Consider the following 16,043-nt stretch of genomic DNA (forward strand, 5'->3'; position numbering starts at 1 on the left):
GTTCATCATTGGGTAAGCGCGTTCGTCACCAGGTCTGCGATAGACTTGGCTGACAGCGGTCCGCCGAAGGTCCATGTATTGCCCGGCAGCTTGTAGGTACGCTTCTCCTTTACGAACGTCAATCCGTTCCATACCGCGTTGTCCTTCAGCTGCTTGTCAAAGATGTTATCGTTATCCTGCACGATATAGATGAAGCTGGCGTTTTGAACCGCCGGGAGCGCCTCGACGCTCGTCGTAGCAAAACCGTTCGGTTCAAACTTGGAGGCAACAAACGCGTTTTTCAGCCCGATCCGCTGCATAATTTGAATCAGCATCGAATTGTCGGTAAACATGCGCAGCACAGCGGCGTTTTGCTGGGAATACGCCTGGGTTACCGCAATGGCCGCGCCTTCCTTCCCTTTCGCTTTCAGCTTGGCCTTAGCATCGTCGAACGACTTCTGCACATCGCTCAGCACTTGATCCGCCTCTGCCTTTTTACCGACCAGGTCGGCTACGGTTTTGAACGTCTTTTCCATCTCTTCATATTGATTGCCCGCCCCTTCCGCAGGGTACGGATTAAACGCAACGGTCGGCGCAATTTTGCTTAACGCCTCATAGCTCGATTTGATCCGGAAATCGGGTGCCACAATCAAATCCGGCTTCAATGCAGCAATAGCCTCCAGACTCGGCTCGGTACGCATGCCGACATCAACCACGCTGGCGTCGAGCTGCGGCGGAATATTAACCCACGTTTTGTAGCCCTTGATATCGGCTATACCGACAGGCTGCACGCCCACAGCCAGCAAATGCTCGACGAACGACCAGTCCAGCGCAATAACGCGCTTCGCCGTACCTTTGATTTCAGCGGTTCCCAGCGCATGCTGAATCGTCCTGCTGCCCGCTTGGGCCTCCTGGCCGGCCGCCGGGGACGAAGGCTCCTTGGCGGAATCCGTTTTGGCTCCGCAGGCAGCTGTCAGCACCAAAAGCATCATAGACAAAATAAGGATAAGCGGCTTGCTTATTGACTTCATAAAGTGACTCCCCCTGATTTGTATAAAAGTAAATGATGTGCGATGAGCACAAAATTACTGATAATGATTATCATTATCTAGGTGAAAATGATAATCATTATCCTACTTATTGTCAATAGTTTCAAAGTCGCATGTCGAGTATATCCGGCTCCCTCCCCAACAAATAATGACCTGCAGGAGCCTCGCTTCTAGCAAGCGAGGTTCCCGCAGGTCATCTGTCGTGATGTCTGACTTCCGTGTACTCTATTCAAGATCCCACTCATGCACATTAATAAACATACCCAGCACCCTCGGCTCTCCTACTTTAACCTTCTTCGATATCGCCTTAAGCCGGGAGTCGGCATACAATGTCACCTGTGGCAGATCCTTTACGATCAGCTGCTGAATCTGATCATAAATCACTTTGCGTTTAGCCGGGTCGGCCTCATTTTTACCCTGCTGCAGCAATTGATCCATTTCCGGACTGCTGTAGCCGGAGCTGTTGTTCGGGCCATTCGTCTGGAAGAACGGACTGACATCCGGATCCAGATTAAACACCATACCCGACAAAAGTAAATCGAAGTCATGGCTTCTGCCTTTTTGCAGCAGTGTCGGGAAGTCATATTTCTGAATTTGGGCCTTGATGCCGACCGCCCTCAAGTTTTCTGCAATAATGTCGGCCGACTGCTCGCGCACCTTGTTGCCTGTCGGTACGGCGAAACGCAATGTCGTGCTGCTGTCCCAGCCCGCTTCTTTTAACAGCTGCTTCGCCTTCTCAGGATCGTACGGGTACACTTGAAGATCTTTGTTATAGTAAGGGTGAACGGACGTATACGGCACATCTGTAATTTCGCCTTCGCCCTTCAGCAAGTTGTCGACCATCAGCTTCCGGTTGATCGCATACAGGATGGCCTGGCGTACCTTCGGATTGGCAATCGTCTTCACGTTATACACCATAAACTGGGAGTTAAACGGTTTTTCCATTTTGGTGGTCACATTGGACATATTTTTGACTCTTTCGAAGTCTTCTACCGCAATATTTCCAATCCCCGTCACATTCATTTGAATCTCCCCGGTTTGCAGCTGCGCTACGAGGTTGGAGGCCGGCATAATTTTGAAATAGAGCTTATCCAGCTTTGGCGCACCAAGGAAATAATCTTTATTGGCTTCCAGCTCTACATATTGGTCTTTGGCATAGTTTACAAATTTAAAGGCTCCGTCGGAAACGTTCAGCTTCTGGGCAAACTCAGCTTGATGGAACGCCGCCGGGCTCACATCCTTTAATACATGCTGAGGAAGCGTCCTGACATTCTTGGCTACCTGCTCTTTAAAAAAAGTCGGATCGGTCGGCTGCTTCGTATGGAACTCCAAGGTATGATCGTCTATTTTTTTAACGCCCGGAACCTCGGTCTTTCCGTCCTCATATTTCCCCGCATTGTTAAAGCCGTCCAAAATGGACAGGAAGGTCGTGTTTCCTGTAATGGTTTTGGAATTGCCCATAATGGAAATCGTAAAAATGACATCCTCCGCCGTAACAGGCTGCCCGTCCGTCCATTTCACTTTCGGATTGAGTTTAACGGTGTAGGTCTGATTATCCTTCGTTTCGATGCTGTCGGCTAATCTCGGCTGAAATTGAAACGACTCATCCGGCTCCATCAGCGGCATAAAAATAATATTGTCAATGTAGATGGCGCTGTTATCCGTTAAGTTCACAGGATTCATTGACCCCGGCGCGCTGGAAATTCCGATGTACATGGATTTGTTCCCAGCCGCTTGTTTCGCCGGCTCCGTTCCGCCGGCCGATGCAGGCGCCGCTTCCTTTGCGGCCGGACCGCAGGCCGACACGAGCAGCAGCGACATAATACTGCTGACCGCCATTAATTTGCTCCATTTTTTATTCACGTGAATTCCTCCTGCATGTTTTTATTTAATGCTTTTCGGGTCGACAGCATCGCGAAGCCCGTCGCCAATAAAGTTAATAGACAATACCGTCAGAACGATCATGCTTCCGGCCGGTACCCAAAGCCATGGCTGCGAAGTTAACACGGTCAAAGACTGCGCTTCGGTTAGCATATTCCCCCAGCTTGCGGTAGGCGGCTGTACGCCCATACCCAGATAGCTGAGCGAGGCTTCCACCGTGATGGCCTGCGCCATTCCGAAGGTCGCGTGAACGAGCAAGGGTGCGATCGCATTGGGCATAATATGTAGAAACAGGATACGCGGGGCACTTAGCCCCAGCGATATACTCGCCTTTACAAAATCCATCTGCTTGAGCGACAGCACGCTGCCCCGTACCAGCCTCGCCACACTCGGCCATCCGAGTACTCCGATAACCATAGTCACATTAGCCAAGCTCGGGGATAAGATGCTGACAATAACCAAAATGACCATTAAATATGGAAAAGACATAAATATATCGGTGATGCGCATAATGAGCATATCTATCCATCCGCCAAAATAAGCCGAGACCGCTCCAAGCAGCGTTCCTATCGTCACATAGATCGCAACCGCCCCGATACCTACGATTATCGATACGCGGGAAGCGTAGATCAGACGGCTCAGCACGTCTCTTCCGACCTGATCGGTACCCAGCCAATGCTCGGACGAAGGAGCTCCGCTGAACGTGTTGGATACATGGTAAGGATCATCCGGAGCGAGCAAGGGGGCAAACACAGCCATCAGTACGATCAGGAACATGATCACAAGTCCTGCTGCGGCAATCCGGTGTTTCATGAACCGCTTGGCAATCATCTGGACATAGCTTTCTTCTTTGCCCAATTCTTGAACGGTTTCACGGAACAATGTTCCCTTTGGCGAAGCCCCTGGGGAAAGATTCAATTCGGCCATGACTCATTCCTCCTTTCCCGTCTAATCATATTTGATCCGAGGATCCGCAACGGAGTAAACGATATCCGTAAACAAATTTCCTGCCAGCACCATTAGAGCCGCAACCAGATTCAGCGCCATTAAAGTAGGGTAGTCCCGCGACATAATCGATTGTATGGTTAACATCCCCATGCCCGGCCACTGAAAAATCTGCTCGGTAATGACCGCTCCGCCCAGCAGCATTGGTATTTCCAATCCCACAACGGTCACAATCGGAATGAGCGCATTGCGCAGCGCATGCTTATTGGTGACCACGAACTCCGGCAATCCCTTCGCTCTTGCCGTGCGCAAGAAATCCTGGCCCATAATTTCCAGCATACTCGCCCGGACATAGCGGACCTTCTTGCCTGCGATGCCGGTGCTCAATACAAGCACAGGTAATATCAGATGCTTGACCTTATCCCACAAGCCGCCGTCTCCGCCCAGCGTGGTCATTCCGCCCGTAGGCAGCAGCCTCAGCTCCAAAGCGAAGATATAGATCAATCCCAAGCCCAGAAAAAAGTGCGGGATGGATATTCCCAGAAAGGAAGCTCCCGTTGTGAGATAATCCAGCTTGCCATACTGCTTCGTCGCGCTGAGAATTCCTAGAGGAATGGCAATGAGCAAACCGACCAGAAGCGAGACGCCCATCAGCAGAAAGGTAGGTCCGAGCCGCTCGCTTATCAGATGCTGAACCGGAGTGAAATTGCTTAAAGAAAATCCCAAATCGCCGTGAAGCAAATGATTCAGCCAGCTTACGTACTGCATCCACAACGGATCGTTCAGCCCCAGCTGTGCCTTACGCGCTTCAATCATTTCCTGGGACATCGTCGGATCGACGAACAGCTCGACCGGATTGCCCGGAGCCAGATTAATAATGAGGAAATTGAAGACCGTTACTCCAAACAGAACCGGAATCGCAACAAGAAATCGCTTGATGATGTAGGATAACATAACTATCCCCCTTATTTATATGAGGTGCTAGACTGCAAAACAGGCTACCTTATGCTCTTCACCCATTAAAACAGGCTCTTGTTCGCGGCAGATGGCTTTGGCGAGCGGGCACCGGGTATGAAAACGGCAGCCGCTCGGGGGATTCGCCGGGCTCGGAACGTCTCCCTGAATAACAATCCGCTCCTGTGCGCGCAAATGCGGGTTGGGTACGGGATAAGCGCTTAAGAGCGCTTGGGTATAGGGATGCCGCGGATTCGCGAAAATCTCCGCCGTCTCGGCTATTTCGACGATTTTGCCAAGATACATCACGGCTATTCGATCACTGATATATTTAACAGCCCCGAGTCCGTGAGCAATAAATAAGTAAGTGAGCTGCAGCTCCTTTTGCAAGTCCTTCAGCAGATTGAGGATCTGCGCCTGAATCGATACGTCCAACGCCGAAACCGGCTCGTCGCAAATGACCAGCTTGGGATTCATCGACAAGGCGCGCGCAATGCCGATCCGCTGACGCTGCCCTCCGGAGAACTCATGAGGATAGCGGTTCTTGTAATGGCTCGGCAGACCGACAAGCTCCATCAGCTCATCGACGCGCCTGGACACGTGCCCGGGCTCCACGATTCGGTGAACCTTGAGCGGCTCCGCCAATATATCCTTAATCCGCTTTCTCGGATTTAAGGAAGAGAAAGGGTCTTGAAAAATCATCTGCAGATTGGAACGAATTTGTTTAAACTCCCGGTTGGACGAGCTTAGAATGTCTTTATCCTCGAAAAAAGCATGACCTTCCGTCGAAGCCTCCAGCCGGATCAGCGTTTTGCCGATCGTTGATTTGCCGCAGCCCGATTCCCCTACCAGCCCAAGCGTTTCCCCTGGATAAATGTCGAAGCTGATGCCGTCCACCGCTTTGACATAGCCGACCGTTTGCGAGAAGATGCCTCTACGAATCGGGTAATACGTTCTCAGATGCTCGACGCTAAGGAGCGGAGAGAGCTGGGCATTCGCTATTTCATTCATAACGGCCTCCTGTACTCGATGGGTTCCCCTGCGGGTCCGGCTCCACTAGCCAGCATCTCGACCGGTGATCCCTGCCGGCTATAAAGAGAGGCGGCTGTTCTTCAACACAGCGGTCTGTTGCGTAGGCGCACCGGGCATGAAAGCGGCATCCTTTCGGCATATGATGCAGCGAGGGCACGGTGCCCGGAATGGATGCGAGGCGCTGGCCGGCTTCGAATTCGAGATGAGGAATCGAAGCCATCAGCCCCTGTGTGTAGGGGTGCTTGGGATCGTCGAACAAGGTGAATACGTCCGCTTCTTCAACGACTTGTCCCGCGTACATGACCACCACCTTATCCGCCATTTCCGCGACCACGCCGAGATCATGCGTAATCAGCATAATGGCTGTCTGAGATTCCTTGCGCATCTTCTTCATCAGCTCAAGGATCTGCGCTTGAATGGTCACGTCCAGCGCGGTGGTCGGCTCGTCCGCAATCAGCAGCTTCGGCTTGCAGGCAAGCGCCATCGCGATCATCACCCTCTGCCGCATCCCTCCGGATAAAGCGTTCGGGTATTCGTCCATAATCGCCTCGGCCCGCGGGATGCCTACCTTCTTCAGCATCCCGATCGCATAATGGCGGGCTTCCTTCTTCTTCATCTTCAGATGAAGCATAATGCCCTCCGCCATTTGGTTGCCGATCGTAAAGACAGGATTGAGCGAGGTCATCGGCTCCTGAAAAATCATCGAAATCTCGTTCCCGCGGATTTCTCTTTTCCTCTCCTCGGACAGTACGACAAGGTTATCCCCGTTGAATCGGATTTCCCCGTTTCTTACGCTTCCGCTGCTCCCGAGAAGGCCCATGATCGACAGGGACGTCACGCTTTTGCCGCAGCCCGATTCCCCTACAATGCCGATCGTTTCCCCCGGCTTCAATTGAAAACTGATGTGATCCACGGAAGTGATCTCCCCGTGCCCCGTCCGGAAAACAGTTTGTAAATTTTGAACCTCCAGTAACGGTTTCATGTCTTCACCTCGCAGTTAAGGTTCTTTACTTTCTCGCCGACGGCTTCACATCTTTCGGAATCGGGCATACATAAGCTTCATTGCCTAAACGCGCCTTGAGCTCTTCTTTCGCTTTCCGGATGATCTCCGGGTTGGTCAGCAGGTCGACTGCGGTAGCCGCCATCACTTTGCCTGCATGCAGCATGCCTTTATGGCCGACGGAGCTGCCTCCCATCGTCACCCACTGCCAGGAATGAGGCTGCGTGCCGACCGCAAAACAGGCCGTATAGCATTGAACGGTAGGCGCGATCCAGCTGACGTCCCCTACATCTGTGGAACCCGCAAGCTGCTTGGTTTCAAGATACGGATTCAACATATCCGACATCTCTTTGTCCCGTATTTCCCGAGGGTCGTTTAGGGTGCTGTTCTTTTCCCCCTCCGTCAGCGTGGTTCTTACCTCCTGAGCCAGCCGCTTCTCCGACTCATCGTGAACCGGCACACCCAAGGCGGTAAAATTTTTGTACATGGCCTCGCCCAGGACCGAGTTAGGAATCACATTTGAGCAGGCTTTATCGAAGATGAACTCGACTTCGGTTCCCGTCATCATCGCGGCGCCTTTGGCTACAGAGCATACTCGTTCATACAGCTCTTTGACCTGGTCGATTCTAGGCGCCCGGATCAGGTAGAGCACATCGGCTTCGGCCTGGACCACATTCGGCGAGAACCCGCCGGTGTTCGTTACCGCATAATGCACTCTGGCCTCAGGGATGATATGCTCCCTTAAATAGTTAACGCCGACGTTCATTAATTCCACGGCATCCAGCGCGCTGCGTCCCAGGTGCGGGCTTGCCGATGCATGCGAGCTTTTGCCTTTAAATTTATAGTAAATTTGGTAATTCGCCAGAGAAGAGGAGAACGTCACCCGGTTGATATGTCCCGGATGCCAGCATAAAGCGGCGTCGATGTCGTCAAACAAGCCTTCTCTTGCCATGAACGCTTTGCCGGAGCCGCCCTCTTCTCCCGGACAGCCGTAATACCGGATCGTGCCCGGCAGGTTGTGCTCTTCCATGTAGTAACGCAAGGCGACAGCCGCAGCCAGAACTCCCGAGCCCAGCAGGTTATGCCCGCAGCCGTGCCCGTTGCCGCCCGGAACGACCGGATCCTCCTTCGGCGTTCCTCTCTTTTGGCTCAACCCCGACAAAGCATCATACTCGCCCAAGATAGCGATAACGGGATGTCCGCTGCCATAGCTGCCGATAAAAGCCGTCGGGATTCCGCCTACGCCGCGCGCTACATCAAAGTCCTCCGCCTCCAGCGTGCTGCACAGCAGCTCGGCCGACTGGAATTCTTCAAACCGGGTTTCGGCGTATTCCCAAATTTTATCGCTTACCTGAATAAACAGCTCCCGCTTTTGCTCGATAATATCGGAGATACGTTCCTCATGCTTGATCATCGTTCACTTCTCCCTTGTGAAAGTTTCTAACATTAATATAACAATTATTTTATAGATGAACCTAGGGATACCGCTTGGCTATTTGGTATCATCGTTTAGCGGATGTAAAGGCGGCTTCTGAAAATGGTGTCTTTTTTTAGGGAAAGGAATCATTTTTAGCGATGTGGTGTCAATTTGTACCGTTATGTCCCATAATGTGATTATGGTATGATGGAATGAAAGCTTTTTTCACATAGACATAAGGAGGACACCATGTATAAGCTTCTGATTGCTGATGATGAATCCGAGATTAGAAACGGCCTAAGCAGCTACTTTCCTTGGTCTGAAATTGGTTTTGAAGTAGTGGGACAAGCTCAAAACGGGCTTGAGGTACTTCAATGCATCGCGGAGTGTCACGTAGATGTAATATTATGCGACATTAAAATGCCGATGATGTCCGGAATTGAAGTGGCTCAAACGCTTTTTAAGCAAAAATCATCCATTATCATTATTTTTCTGAGCGGCTACAAAGAATTCGAATATGCCCAGCAAGCTTTGATTTACGGCGTTAAAAACTACATCGTCAAACCGACCAAGTACTCGGAGCTATTCCAGGTGTTCAGCGAAATCAAGGAACGTCTGGATTACCAAAGAAATGCCGATCCGCTTCAAGCATTGCCCGGCTTGGACGAAGAATGCGAAGCCTGCGAGGACGCTTCCTTTTCCGACAAAATCATTAAACGCATTAAAGAGCATGTGGAAGCGAACTTTCAAACGGCTACCCTGCAGAGCTTATCCGAGCTTGTACATATGAATCCTTATTATTTAAGCAAATATTTCAAACAAAAGACCGGCGAAAATTTCTCGGAATATATTTTACGCGTCAAAATGAACAAGGCTGCGGAGCTGCTGCTCGACATCAACTACCGGACCTATGAGATCAGCGAAATTGTCGGATACAGCAACACCAAGAACTTTACTCGCACCTTCCGCAAATATTACGGAAAAAGTCCGAGGGAATTCAGAAATTTTGAGACGATAAAGGATGACCGATGAAAAAGATATATCATATATTTTTCTTAAAAAACCTGATGACCTTTCTAATTCCCATGCTTGTGCCGCTGCTAATCTTGGGTACGCTTTCATCTCTTTTGATTCAACAGAACGTCAAAGAGCAGATTAATCAAAACAACCTCAACTTTCTCAAGCAAACCAAGGATAATGTAGAGCTGATTTTTACCGAGCTGGACTCTCTGCATTTGCAGATCGTAGCCAGTGCCATCCAGTTCGTTCACTTAAAGAACATGCTTCAAAAGCCTTTGCCGGATGTCAATGATTTCGTGGAATTGGCTACACTCAAAAACTTTATCGATTCTCCGGCGATAGCGAGGCCCTATATCAATTCGATTTATATTTACATCGATAACGACAGAGAAAGGTTTATTACCTCCTCCACGGGCGGCCTCGTCAGTCTTGACGATTATCCCGATACTTCCTGGTATGACAGCTTTCGCAAGCATTCCAGCCAGGAGGACATCTGGTCGGAGAAAAGGACCGTTCCCAAAACAGGCTCCGGTGACAAGCAGCCGATCGATGTCATCTCCATGTACCGGACTCTTTCCGTCTCGGCGGAACGGGATGGCGTCATTGCCTTGAACGTCGATCCCTCTTATATCGAGAAGCGCCTTGCCCAGCTGACTACGCTGGAAAATCAAAGCCTGCTCGTTATTGATAAGAATAATGAGGTGCTTTTTAAGAACAAGTCGCCGCAGTATTTGCAGCATCTCGATATTGCCGGCATCATTTCAAATCCCAACTCCCTGTTCTCAACGGAGCTGAATCATGATTCTTACGTCGTAACCAAATTAAAGTCGGAGAAATACGGCTGGTCATTTCGTTTCCATCGTGCCGAACTCATCGCTCTATCAAGTACCGAACCGGCTGCGGAACGTAACGATCTTCCTGTTGATCTTATCGTTTCTCGGCGGGATGATTCTGGCCTATCACTTTACCAGGAAAAACTTGAGGGATATTCAAACCATCATCAAAATATTGGAGCATGCGGAGCACGGGCGCTCCTTGCCCCCGCTTCCCTCCAAGGTCACGGATGTATACAGCCATATCGTCAACCGTATCCTGAAAAATTTTATCGAGCAAAACTACCTGAAGATTCAAATGTCAGAGCGAAAGTTCAAGGCTCAAGCCATGGAGTTTACGGCTCTGCAGTCCCAGCTGAACCCGCATTTCCTGTTCAATACTCTTGAGACGATCAATTGGAAAGCGATCAGTATTACTCACAAGCCCAGCGTGCTGAACACTATGGTGGAAAATTTGGCGGATATTTTAAAATATTCGTTGGACGGGCACCACCGCATGGTCATCCTGCAAATGGAAATTAAATATACGAAGAGCTATATCGATATTCAAAAGGTCCGGTATGCCGACCAGTTCCAGCTTATCTGGGAATATAATGAAGAGGTCCATAAATACCATGTGATGAAGCTCATTCTGCAGCCGCTGATTGAGAACAGCTTGTACCACGGGATTAGAGAGAAAGGAACCCCGGGACTGATCAAAATCAAAATCCGAATCATCCAATCCCATCTGACCCTCTCCATCATCGACAACGGTCTGGGTATGAAGCCGGAGAAATTAAGCGAGCTCAGAGCCAACCTGGATAAAAACTACGAGAAATCGAAGCATATCGGCCTTTATAACACGCATAAACGGCTAAAGCTTACGTACGGCGAACAATACGGCGTCGTTGTGCGAAGCAAATTCGGCTGGGGCACGGCTGTCCATATCTCCATTCCCATCCATTAAAAGCAGCCTGCCGAGAGGCAGTCTCTCCGGCGTTCGGGATCTTCGCCAGAGAGAAGGCTACCTCTTTTCTCTTTACTGCTCCCTGCTTGGCGGCAGGCTGAAGTTTCCCGCCGAGTTCCCTCCGTCTACCGTGATTGTAGTTCCCGTAATATAGGAGGCTGCCGGCGAGCACAGAAATAGGATGGTCTGCGAAGCATCCCCGGATTCCGCCGGCCGCCCTAACGGAATGGTCTTAATGACCGCTTGAACATAGTTGTCATCCAATACATTGAAGGTGCTGCCGGGAGTAAACCCCGGACTGACCGCGTTAACACGAATATGATAGGGCGCCAGCTCCAGAGCAAAAGCACGCGTCAGCATTTCCAGGCCCGCTTTGGAGACCGCATAATGCCCGGCACCGACCCGGGGAACGAAGGCCGACTTGGAAATCAGATTTACGATCGATCCCTGCACCTGATGGCGGATCATCATTTGTCCCATAGCTCTTGTCAACTCGAACGGCGCGGTCAAGTTCAGCCCGATCACATGATTCCACTGCTCAATGGACATATCAACGAGCATTTGGCTCGGATACACGCCGGCGTTGTTAATCAGAATATCCGGCGCTCCCCATGCCTGCCCCACCTCTTGTGCAAATGCAGCGATCGCTTGGCTGTCGCGCAAATCCAACGGCTGCCGCTTGATATCCGCAGCTTGAACGAAGACCGGATCCGAGACGAGGCGGTCCAGCGCCTCCGGGTTGATGTCGACAAGCCACAGCGCTGCGCCTTGCCCGGCAAACGCTTTGGCGATCCATGAGCCGATCAGTCCGGCGGCCCCGGTAATAATCACCTTTTTACCGTTAAAGGGGTTGTTCATGGCTAGCCTTCTTTCCGCTTTCATGCAGCTGCTTCAATTGCTGAATATTATCCCAGGACATCTGCCGCGTTCCTTCCTCAATGTCCTTGATCATCGACAGGATCGTTCTCGTCAGCGGCATCTCCACGCCGAACTGCTCCGCCTGCTCCAATACCGGACTCAGCTGGTGCCCGATCTCCGTCTTCCGCTTGCGGACAGCCAGGTCGCGCCAAATCCCGCTCTTGACCTTTTTGTAGGAGCGGAGTCGCTCGATGTGAATGTTCCACTGCTCATGAAGCTTGCGGTCATTCCCTATTCCCGGGCGGATAAATCGAGGCAGGCTCCCAATCGTCGAAGGCTTCGGGGGTGATCCGCAGCCGGTGTGCGACCGCCAGCGTTTCGCTTGCAACGGCAAACATCAGCTCCCGGTTCTCCATAGGCTCCATGACGTTCGCCATCGTCTCATCGACCAGAGCGGTCGCCGTCAGTACCGCGCCGTAAGCAAGCTTGCTCCATAAGTAACCCCAGATGTTATCTGTCATTTGAGCGGGGCCCCATGCTTGCAAAAGCCGGTGGACTTGTTCCAATCGGGGCGAGATTTCGCCGTTCAGCTCGCCGATATATAGGCTGCCTTGGCCTCCATATTGGATCCGGCCCGGCTCCAAATAGTCGGCGAACAGATTTACGAAGCAGCCGATCGTTCTTTCCTCTCCAACCATGGAAGCGATGACCCGTTCACATAATCCGTTCTGCATGGAAAGGACGGCAGAGCCGGGATGCAGGCGATGAAGAATAGGGCGCAGGGCGTCCTCCGTATGCTGTCCTTTCACTGCAAGGATAATGAGATCTATCTCACTTTCCAATGCGGCAAACTGCTCCATCTCGATGGCTTTCACCGGGATGGTCAGAATCTGGCTGCCGATCTCAAGCGTCAGCCCCGCCTGCTGCATCGCTTCGACATCGTCCTTCGCAATATCGACTAACGTGACGTCATTACCGGCCTGCGTCAAATATCCCCCTACGACGCCGCCAATCGCGCCTGCGCCTACAACTGCAATTTTCACCGTAATTCCCCCCTTGTATGCGTCCGTAAGCTGTGAAGCAGTGCTTCTGTCAGCTGATTCGCCTTCTTCAAATGCATATTCATTCGGTTCAGTCTTCTCGTAAGCAGGGTAAGCAGCATGTAGTATTCATCCGAACCGGCCTCGGTTTCGCTCAGAAGGCTGACTTCGGCCAGCGAAGGGATCGCGTCCTGCCTTAGAGCCGCATCATGATCGAAAATATCGCCTCTCACATAATTTACGGGGATCAACAGACGGGACATGTCCTGGCTCCATTGATTCATCAGCTGAATCTGACCGGGGTGCAGTTCTTTACTCTCTGCTATACGGGCAGCCTCGCCGACTCGCTCTTCCAGGGTGGCAAGCCTTGTAAGCGTGCGTTCCCAATCCAGCTTATCCGCCGCTTTGGCTTGATAGCTCCGAATAAAGCCTGCCAGCTCCTGAACGGCAGCCGTCTGGTCCACGGGAATAATCGCCGCTGCGCACGCTCTCAGAACCGTAGTCAAATAAATTCGGCAATCGCGGGTTAGCAGGTCCGGGTCGATCTTGTCCAGCGTATCTTCCGTCGTATGCCACCACCAGCCGAAGCCGCTTGCCTTCGCCCCCCCGAACGATGACGCGGAAGCATCCGGCAGGCCCGGCTGTTCGGACAATCCCATAAATAGCGATGGAATGCCGGTTCCCCAGAACGATTGGTCCCCCGCACGGGCGTAACGCGCACCTTCATACGGCTCCTCACTGTAGGGGCCAACGGCGTTAGTCGCTAAAACCTTGGTTTCCGCCATACAATTCGATTGGCTCAACACCGTTGCGCCTTGACCGCCAACCGAATCAATATTGACATGCAGCACACACCGCTCGTGAAGCTCTTCCCAATGCCGGTCGCAGTACCAGGCCGATCCGGCGTAGCGCCCATGGGAGTGCCCCGACCAAAAGGCCAGCCGAAGCGATCTTCTAAGCTGATTCCGATGGGCGGACAAAATCCGCGCCACCTCCACCATCACGGCATTCGCCGAGCCGTTATCCATCGCTCCGTAATGCCAGGAGTCGATATGGCCGCTGAACAGCACGAACCTATCAGGCTCTAGCGTCCCCGGAATATCTGCCGTCAGCACAGGGATATCCCGCCATCCCGTATCCGTCGCGGTCTTCATCCACACTTCGGCGGCCCGGTCTGTGCTCTCGCTCAGCGCAAGCTTAATGGACCGTCCATCGGCGGCATTGACCGAGACAACGGGGATTTGAGGCAGCCGGTTCACGGTTTCCGGTGTCGGGTTTCCCCAGACCGGAGAGACGATCATTTCATGAGTATAGTCTCCCGCGTTGATAAATACGGCGCCTGCGGCCCCCTGCTGCTGCGCAAGCCGCACGGCTCCAGGAACAGCGAGGCCGTCGATCAGCGCCACTTTCCCTTTCACATCCTTATGAAGGTAATCTTCGCCGATTCCTTTATGTACGTAGACCAGCTCGGCGGAAATGCCCTCTTCCGGCGTCGACGCCGCCATGGAGTGAGTAATACAGCGGAAGGATTCGGCATTCACCCGCAACTGCGCCTCGCCCGGCAGACTGATGTAGGCCTTGCAGAACATCAGGTTCGTCGCTAAACCGAACCGTTCCAGCGTCTCCTTCACGTAGGTAAAACTTCTTAGTTCCTCCGGCGAGCCCGACAGCCTGACTTCCTTCGCAATTTCCCGGTTATACTCCAGCAGCCGGGCCGTATCCACCTCGGCCAAGCAGGCTGCTGTCTGTGCCTGCAAATCTTCAAACTTCAATGGACTTCCTCCTTCCGTTGGAGCAGCTTAACATCCGGCTCCGAGAATTGTTCGATCAGCAAAGCGACGAGCGCGCTTCTCACAGGCATTTCATGAATGATTACATGCTCGTGCCGGGCATGAGCGCCATCCCCGACAGCTCCCAGCCCGTCCAAGGTCGGCGCAATCGGAGCCGTAAAGTTAGCGTCGCTGGCCCCGCCCGTGGCTGACTCCGCAAGCTCGAACTGCAGACTGTCTTTGGCAATCCGGCGTGCGGCTTCAAACAGCTGCGCCACCTGGCCGGTTCAGTTCCATCGGCGGACGGCGGATACCGCCCGTCACCTCTACCGAGGTGTCCTTCTGCAGCGGAGCCGCCCCAAGCATCAGCTCGAACATGCGCTTCGCCTCGGCCTCGTTCTGTATCCTCAGATCGATCTCCGCCTCCGCTTCCTCCGCCACCACATTGGCGGCGGTTCCGCCTTTGATCACGCCGACATTAACCGTGCTGCCCGCTTCCAGATCCGTTAAGCCGTGAAGATAAATAATTTGGCGGGACAGCTCTTCAATCGCGCTTCTGCCTCTTTCATAATCGATCCCTGCGTGCACGGGAACTCCCTTCGTTTTGAGACGGAAGGACCCGATCCCTTTACGCGAGGTCTTAAGAGCGCCGTGCGGGGAAGCGGACGGCTCCAGCACAAACACGCACTTGCTCCTGGCGGCTTCGCGTTCAATCCACTCGCGGGAGGTCGGACTGCCGATTTCTTCATCCGAAGTGAACAGAAAAACGACTCTGCTTTGAACCGGTTTCTTCATGGCAGTTAGAGCGTGAAGCGCATAGATGCCTTGAACCAGCCCGCCCTTCATATCGAAAATTCCAGGTCCGTAGGCCTTACCGTCTTCCACGCGGAACGGCATCTCTTCTAAAATGCCTTGCTTCCATACGGTATCGAAATGACCCAGCAGCAGAATCTGCTCCTCGCCGAATCCCCATTCTCCCCGGACATGGTTGCCGTAGGTCTCATTAGGAATGATTTCGGCTCTGCCGCCGGTCAATCTCTCAAACAGCTCTGCAACCGATGCGGCGATCGCGTCGATCAGCACCTTATCCTTTGTAGGCGATTCCTGCTCGACCAGCGCCTTGAGCTCAGCCAGCATCTCTTCATTTTTTTGCTGCAAATAGCGCATGATATCGTTCATAAGCCATCTCCCATTAATGGTATATATCTATTTATATTGTATTAAAGGGAGCGGCTCCCGACCTAGGGACGCTGCTTGTTATTAGGTATCATCCTTTAGGTGATTTCGGAACGCATTTTAAAATTAGTATCTTTTTTTGGC

16 protein-coding genes are annotated in these 16,043 nt (G+C 52.2%); 3 read left to right on the forward strand and 13 right to left on the reverse strand.

The annotated features are described in order from the left end of the window. Window positions 1-5: 5 nt before the first annotated feature. The 7 genes from ACHHV8_RS35075 to ACHHV8_RS35105 form a co-directional block, all read right to left on the reverse strand. Window positions 6-1,010 (reverse strand): ABC transporter substrate-binding protein, encoded by a 1,005-nt coding sequence (locus tag ACHHV8_RS35075; protein ID WP_395164066.1) that lies wholly within the window; start codon window positions 1,008-1,010, stop codon window positions 6-8. A gap of 243 nt (window positions 1,011-1,253) precedes the next feature. Beyond that, the gene (locus tag ACHHV8_RS35080; RefSeq protein WP_395164067.1) at window positions 1,254-2,891 is read right to left on the reverse strand and encodes an ABC transporter substrate-binding protein; all 1,638 of its coding nucleotides are present in this window, start codon (window positions 2,889-2,891) and stop codon (window positions 1,254-1,256) included. A 21-nt stretch (window positions 2,892-2,912) separates the two neighbouring features. Beyond that, on the reverse strand, window positions 2,913-3,836 hold the full coding sequence (gene opp4C / locus ACHHV8_RS35085; protein WP_395164068.1) for an oligopeptide ABC transporter permease: 924 nt from the start codon (window positions 3,834-3,836) through the stop codon (window positions 2,913-2,915). Between the two features lie 21 nt (window positions 3,837-3,857). Beyond that, complete coding sequence (locus ACHHV8_RS35090) at window positions 3,858-4,808, reverse strand: ABC transporter permease (protein ID WP_395164069.1); 951 nt, start codon at window positions 4,806-4,808, stop codon at window positions 3,858-3,860. Between the two features lie 27 nt (window positions 4,809-4,835). Next, window positions 4,836-5,819, reverse strand: coding sequence for an ABC transporter ATP-binding protein (locus ACHHV8_RS35095; RefSeq protein ID WP_395164070.1), 984 nt, complete (start codon window positions 5,817-5,819; stop codon window positions 4,836-4,838). After that, window positions 5,812-6,822: an ABC transporter ATP-binding protein gene (locus ACHHV8_RS35100; protein ID WP_395164071.1), complete on the reverse strand. Its 1,011-nt coding sequence runs from the start codon at window positions 6,820-6,822 to the stop codon at window positions 5,812-5,814. The genes ACHHV8_RS35095 and ACHHV8_RS35100 overlap by 8 nt, the downstream gene beginning before the upstream one ends. Before the next feature lie 25 nt (window positions 6,823-6,847). After that, window positions 6,848-8,254 (reverse strand): M20 family metallopeptidase, encoded by a 1,407-nt coding sequence (locus tag ACHHV8_RS35105; protein WP_395164072.1) that lies wholly within the window; start codon window positions 8,252-8,254, stop codon window positions 6,848-6,850. A 252-nt stretch (window positions 8,255-8,506) separates the two neighbouring features. Between ACHHV8_RS35105 and ACHHV8_RS35110 the strand changes: the two genes are divergently transcribed. The 3 genes from ACHHV8_RS35110 to ACHHV8_RS35120 are packed head-to-tail and all read left to right on the forward strand — an operon-like array spanning window position 8,507 to window position 11,056. Then, the gene (locus ACHHV8_RS35110) at window positions 8,507-9,289 is read left to right on the forward strand and encodes a response regulator transcription factor (RefSeq protein WP_395164073.1); all 783 of its coding nucleotides are present in this window, start codon (window positions 8,507-8,509) and stop codon (window positions 9,287-9,289) included. Continuing rightward, a complete protein-coding gene (locus ACHHV8_RS35115; RefSeq protein ID WP_395164074.1) occupies window positions 9,286-10,497 on the forward strand; it encodes a cache domain-containing protein in 1,212 nt (403 codons plus the stop codon). Before ACHHV8_RS35110 ends, ACHHV8_RS35115 begins: the two co-directional genes overlap by 4 nt. Beyond that, complete coding sequence (locus tag ACHHV8_RS35120; RefSeq protein WP_395164075.1) at window positions 10,439-11,056, forward strand: sensor histidine kinase; 618 nt, start codon at window positions 10,439-10,441, stop codon at window positions 11,054-11,056. The genes ACHHV8_RS35115 and ACHHV8_RS35120 overlap by 59 nt, the downstream gene beginning before the upstream one ends. 72 nt (window positions 11,057-11,128) lie before the next feature. Here the strand turns inward: ACHHV8_RS35120 and ACHHV8_RS35125 are convergent, their stop codons facing one another. From ACHHV8_RS35125 to ACHHV8_RS35150, 6 genes are read right to left on the reverse strand one after another with little or no spacing between them, the layout of a single operon-like run. Beyond that, window positions 11,129-11,914 (reverse strand): SDR family NAD(P)-dependent oxidoreductase, encoded by a 786-nt coding sequence (locus ACHHV8_RS35125; protein WP_395164076.1) that lies wholly within the window; start codon window positions 11,912-11,914, stop codon window positions 11,129-11,131. After that, a complete protein-coding gene (locus ACHHV8_RS35130) occupies window positions 11,898-12,302 on the reverse strand; it encodes a ketopantoate reductase C-terminal domain-containing protein (protein ID WP_395164077.1) in 405 nt (134 codons plus the stop codon). Before ACHHV8_RS35130 ends, ACHHV8_RS35125 begins: the two co-directional genes overlap by 17 nt. Beyond that, window positions 12,199-12,957, reverse strand: coding sequence for a ketopantoate reductase family protein (locus ACHHV8_RS35135; RefSeq protein WP_395164078.1), 759 nt, complete (start codon window positions 12,955-12,957; stop codon window positions 12,199-12,201). Before ACHHV8_RS35135 ends, ACHHV8_RS35130 begins: the two co-directional genes overlap by 104 nt. After that, window positions 12,954-14,726: a M28 family peptidase gene (locus ACHHV8_RS35140; protein WP_395164079.1), complete on the reverse strand. Its 1,773-nt coding sequence runs from the start codon at window positions 14,724-14,726 to the stop codon at window positions 12,954-12,956. The genes ACHHV8_RS35135 and ACHHV8_RS35140 overlap by 4 nt, the downstream gene beginning before the upstream one ends. After that, a complete protein-coding gene (locus tag ACHHV8_RS35145; RefSeq protein ID WP_395164080.1) occupies window positions 14,723-15,001 on the reverse strand; it encodes a M20/M25/M40 family metallo-hydrolase in 279 nt (92 codons plus the stop codon). The genes ACHHV8_RS35140 and ACHHV8_RS35145 overlap by 4 nt, the downstream gene beginning before the upstream one ends. After that, window positions 14,985-15,902: a M20 family metallopeptidase gene (locus ACHHV8_RS35150; protein WP_395164081.1), complete on the reverse strand. Its 918-nt coding sequence runs from the start codon at window positions 15,900-15,902 to the stop codon at window positions 14,985-14,987. The genes ACHHV8_RS35145 and ACHHV8_RS35150 overlap by 17 nt, the downstream gene beginning before the upstream one ends. Window positions 15,903-16,043 lie beyond the last annotated feature (141 nt).

The organism is Paenibacillus sp. TAB_01, from assembly GCF_043945595.1.
Classification (GTDB): Bacteria; Bacillota; Bacilli; order Paenibacillales; family NBRC-103111; genus Paenibacillus_S.

What these genes read in the sequence shown, in the direction of transcription:
- ACHHV8_RS35075 (WP_395164066.1), bottom strand. Translation starts at nt 1,010, where the DNA reads ATGAAGTCAATAAGCAAGCCGCTTATCCTTATTTTGTCTATGATGCTT.
- opp4C (WP_395164068.1), bottom strand. Translation starts at nt 3,836, where the DNA reads ATGGCCGAATTGAATCTTTCCCCAGGGGCTTCGCCAAAGGGAACATTG.
- ACHHV8_RS35090 (WP_395164069.1), bottom strand. Translation starts at nt 4,808, where the DNA reads ATGTTATCCTACATCATCAAGCGATTTCTTGTTGCGATTCCGGTTCTG.
- ACHHV8_RS35095 (WP_395164070.1), bottom strand. Translation starts at nt 5,819, where the DNA reads ATGAATGAAATAGCGAATGCCCAGCTCTCTCCGCTCCTTAGCGTCGAG.
- ACHHV8_RS35100 (WP_395164071.1), bottom strand. Translation starts at nt 6,822, where the DNA reads ATGAAACCGTTACTGGAGGTTCAAAATTTACAAACTGTTTTCCGGACG.
- ACHHV8_RS35105 (WP_395164072.1), bottom strand. Translation starts at nt 8,254, where the DNA reads ATGATCAAGCATGAGGAACGTATCTCCGATATTATCGAGCAAAAGCGG.
- ACHHV8_RS35110 (WP_395164073.1), top strand. Translation starts at nt 8,507, where the DNA reads ATGTATAAGCTTCTGATTGCTGATGATGAATCCGAGATTAGAAACGGC.
- ACHHV8_RS35115 (WP_395164074.1), top strand. Translation starts at nt 9,286, where the DNA reads ATGAAAAAGATATATCATATATTTTTCTTAAAAAACCTGATGACCTTT.
- ACHHV8_RS35120 (WP_395164075.1), top strand. Translation starts at nt 10,439, where the DNA reads ATGGAGTTTACGGCTCTGCAGTCCCAGCTGAACCCGCATTTCCTGTTC.
- ACHHV8_RS35125 (WP_395164076.1), bottom strand. Translation starts at nt 11,914, where the DNA reads ATGAACAACCCCTTTAACGGTAAAAAGGTGATTATTACCGGGGCCGCC.
- ACHHV8_RS35150 (WP_395164081.1), bottom strand. Translation starts at nt 15,902, where the DNA reads ATGAACGATATCATGCGCTATTTGCAGCAAAAAAATGAAGAGATGCTG.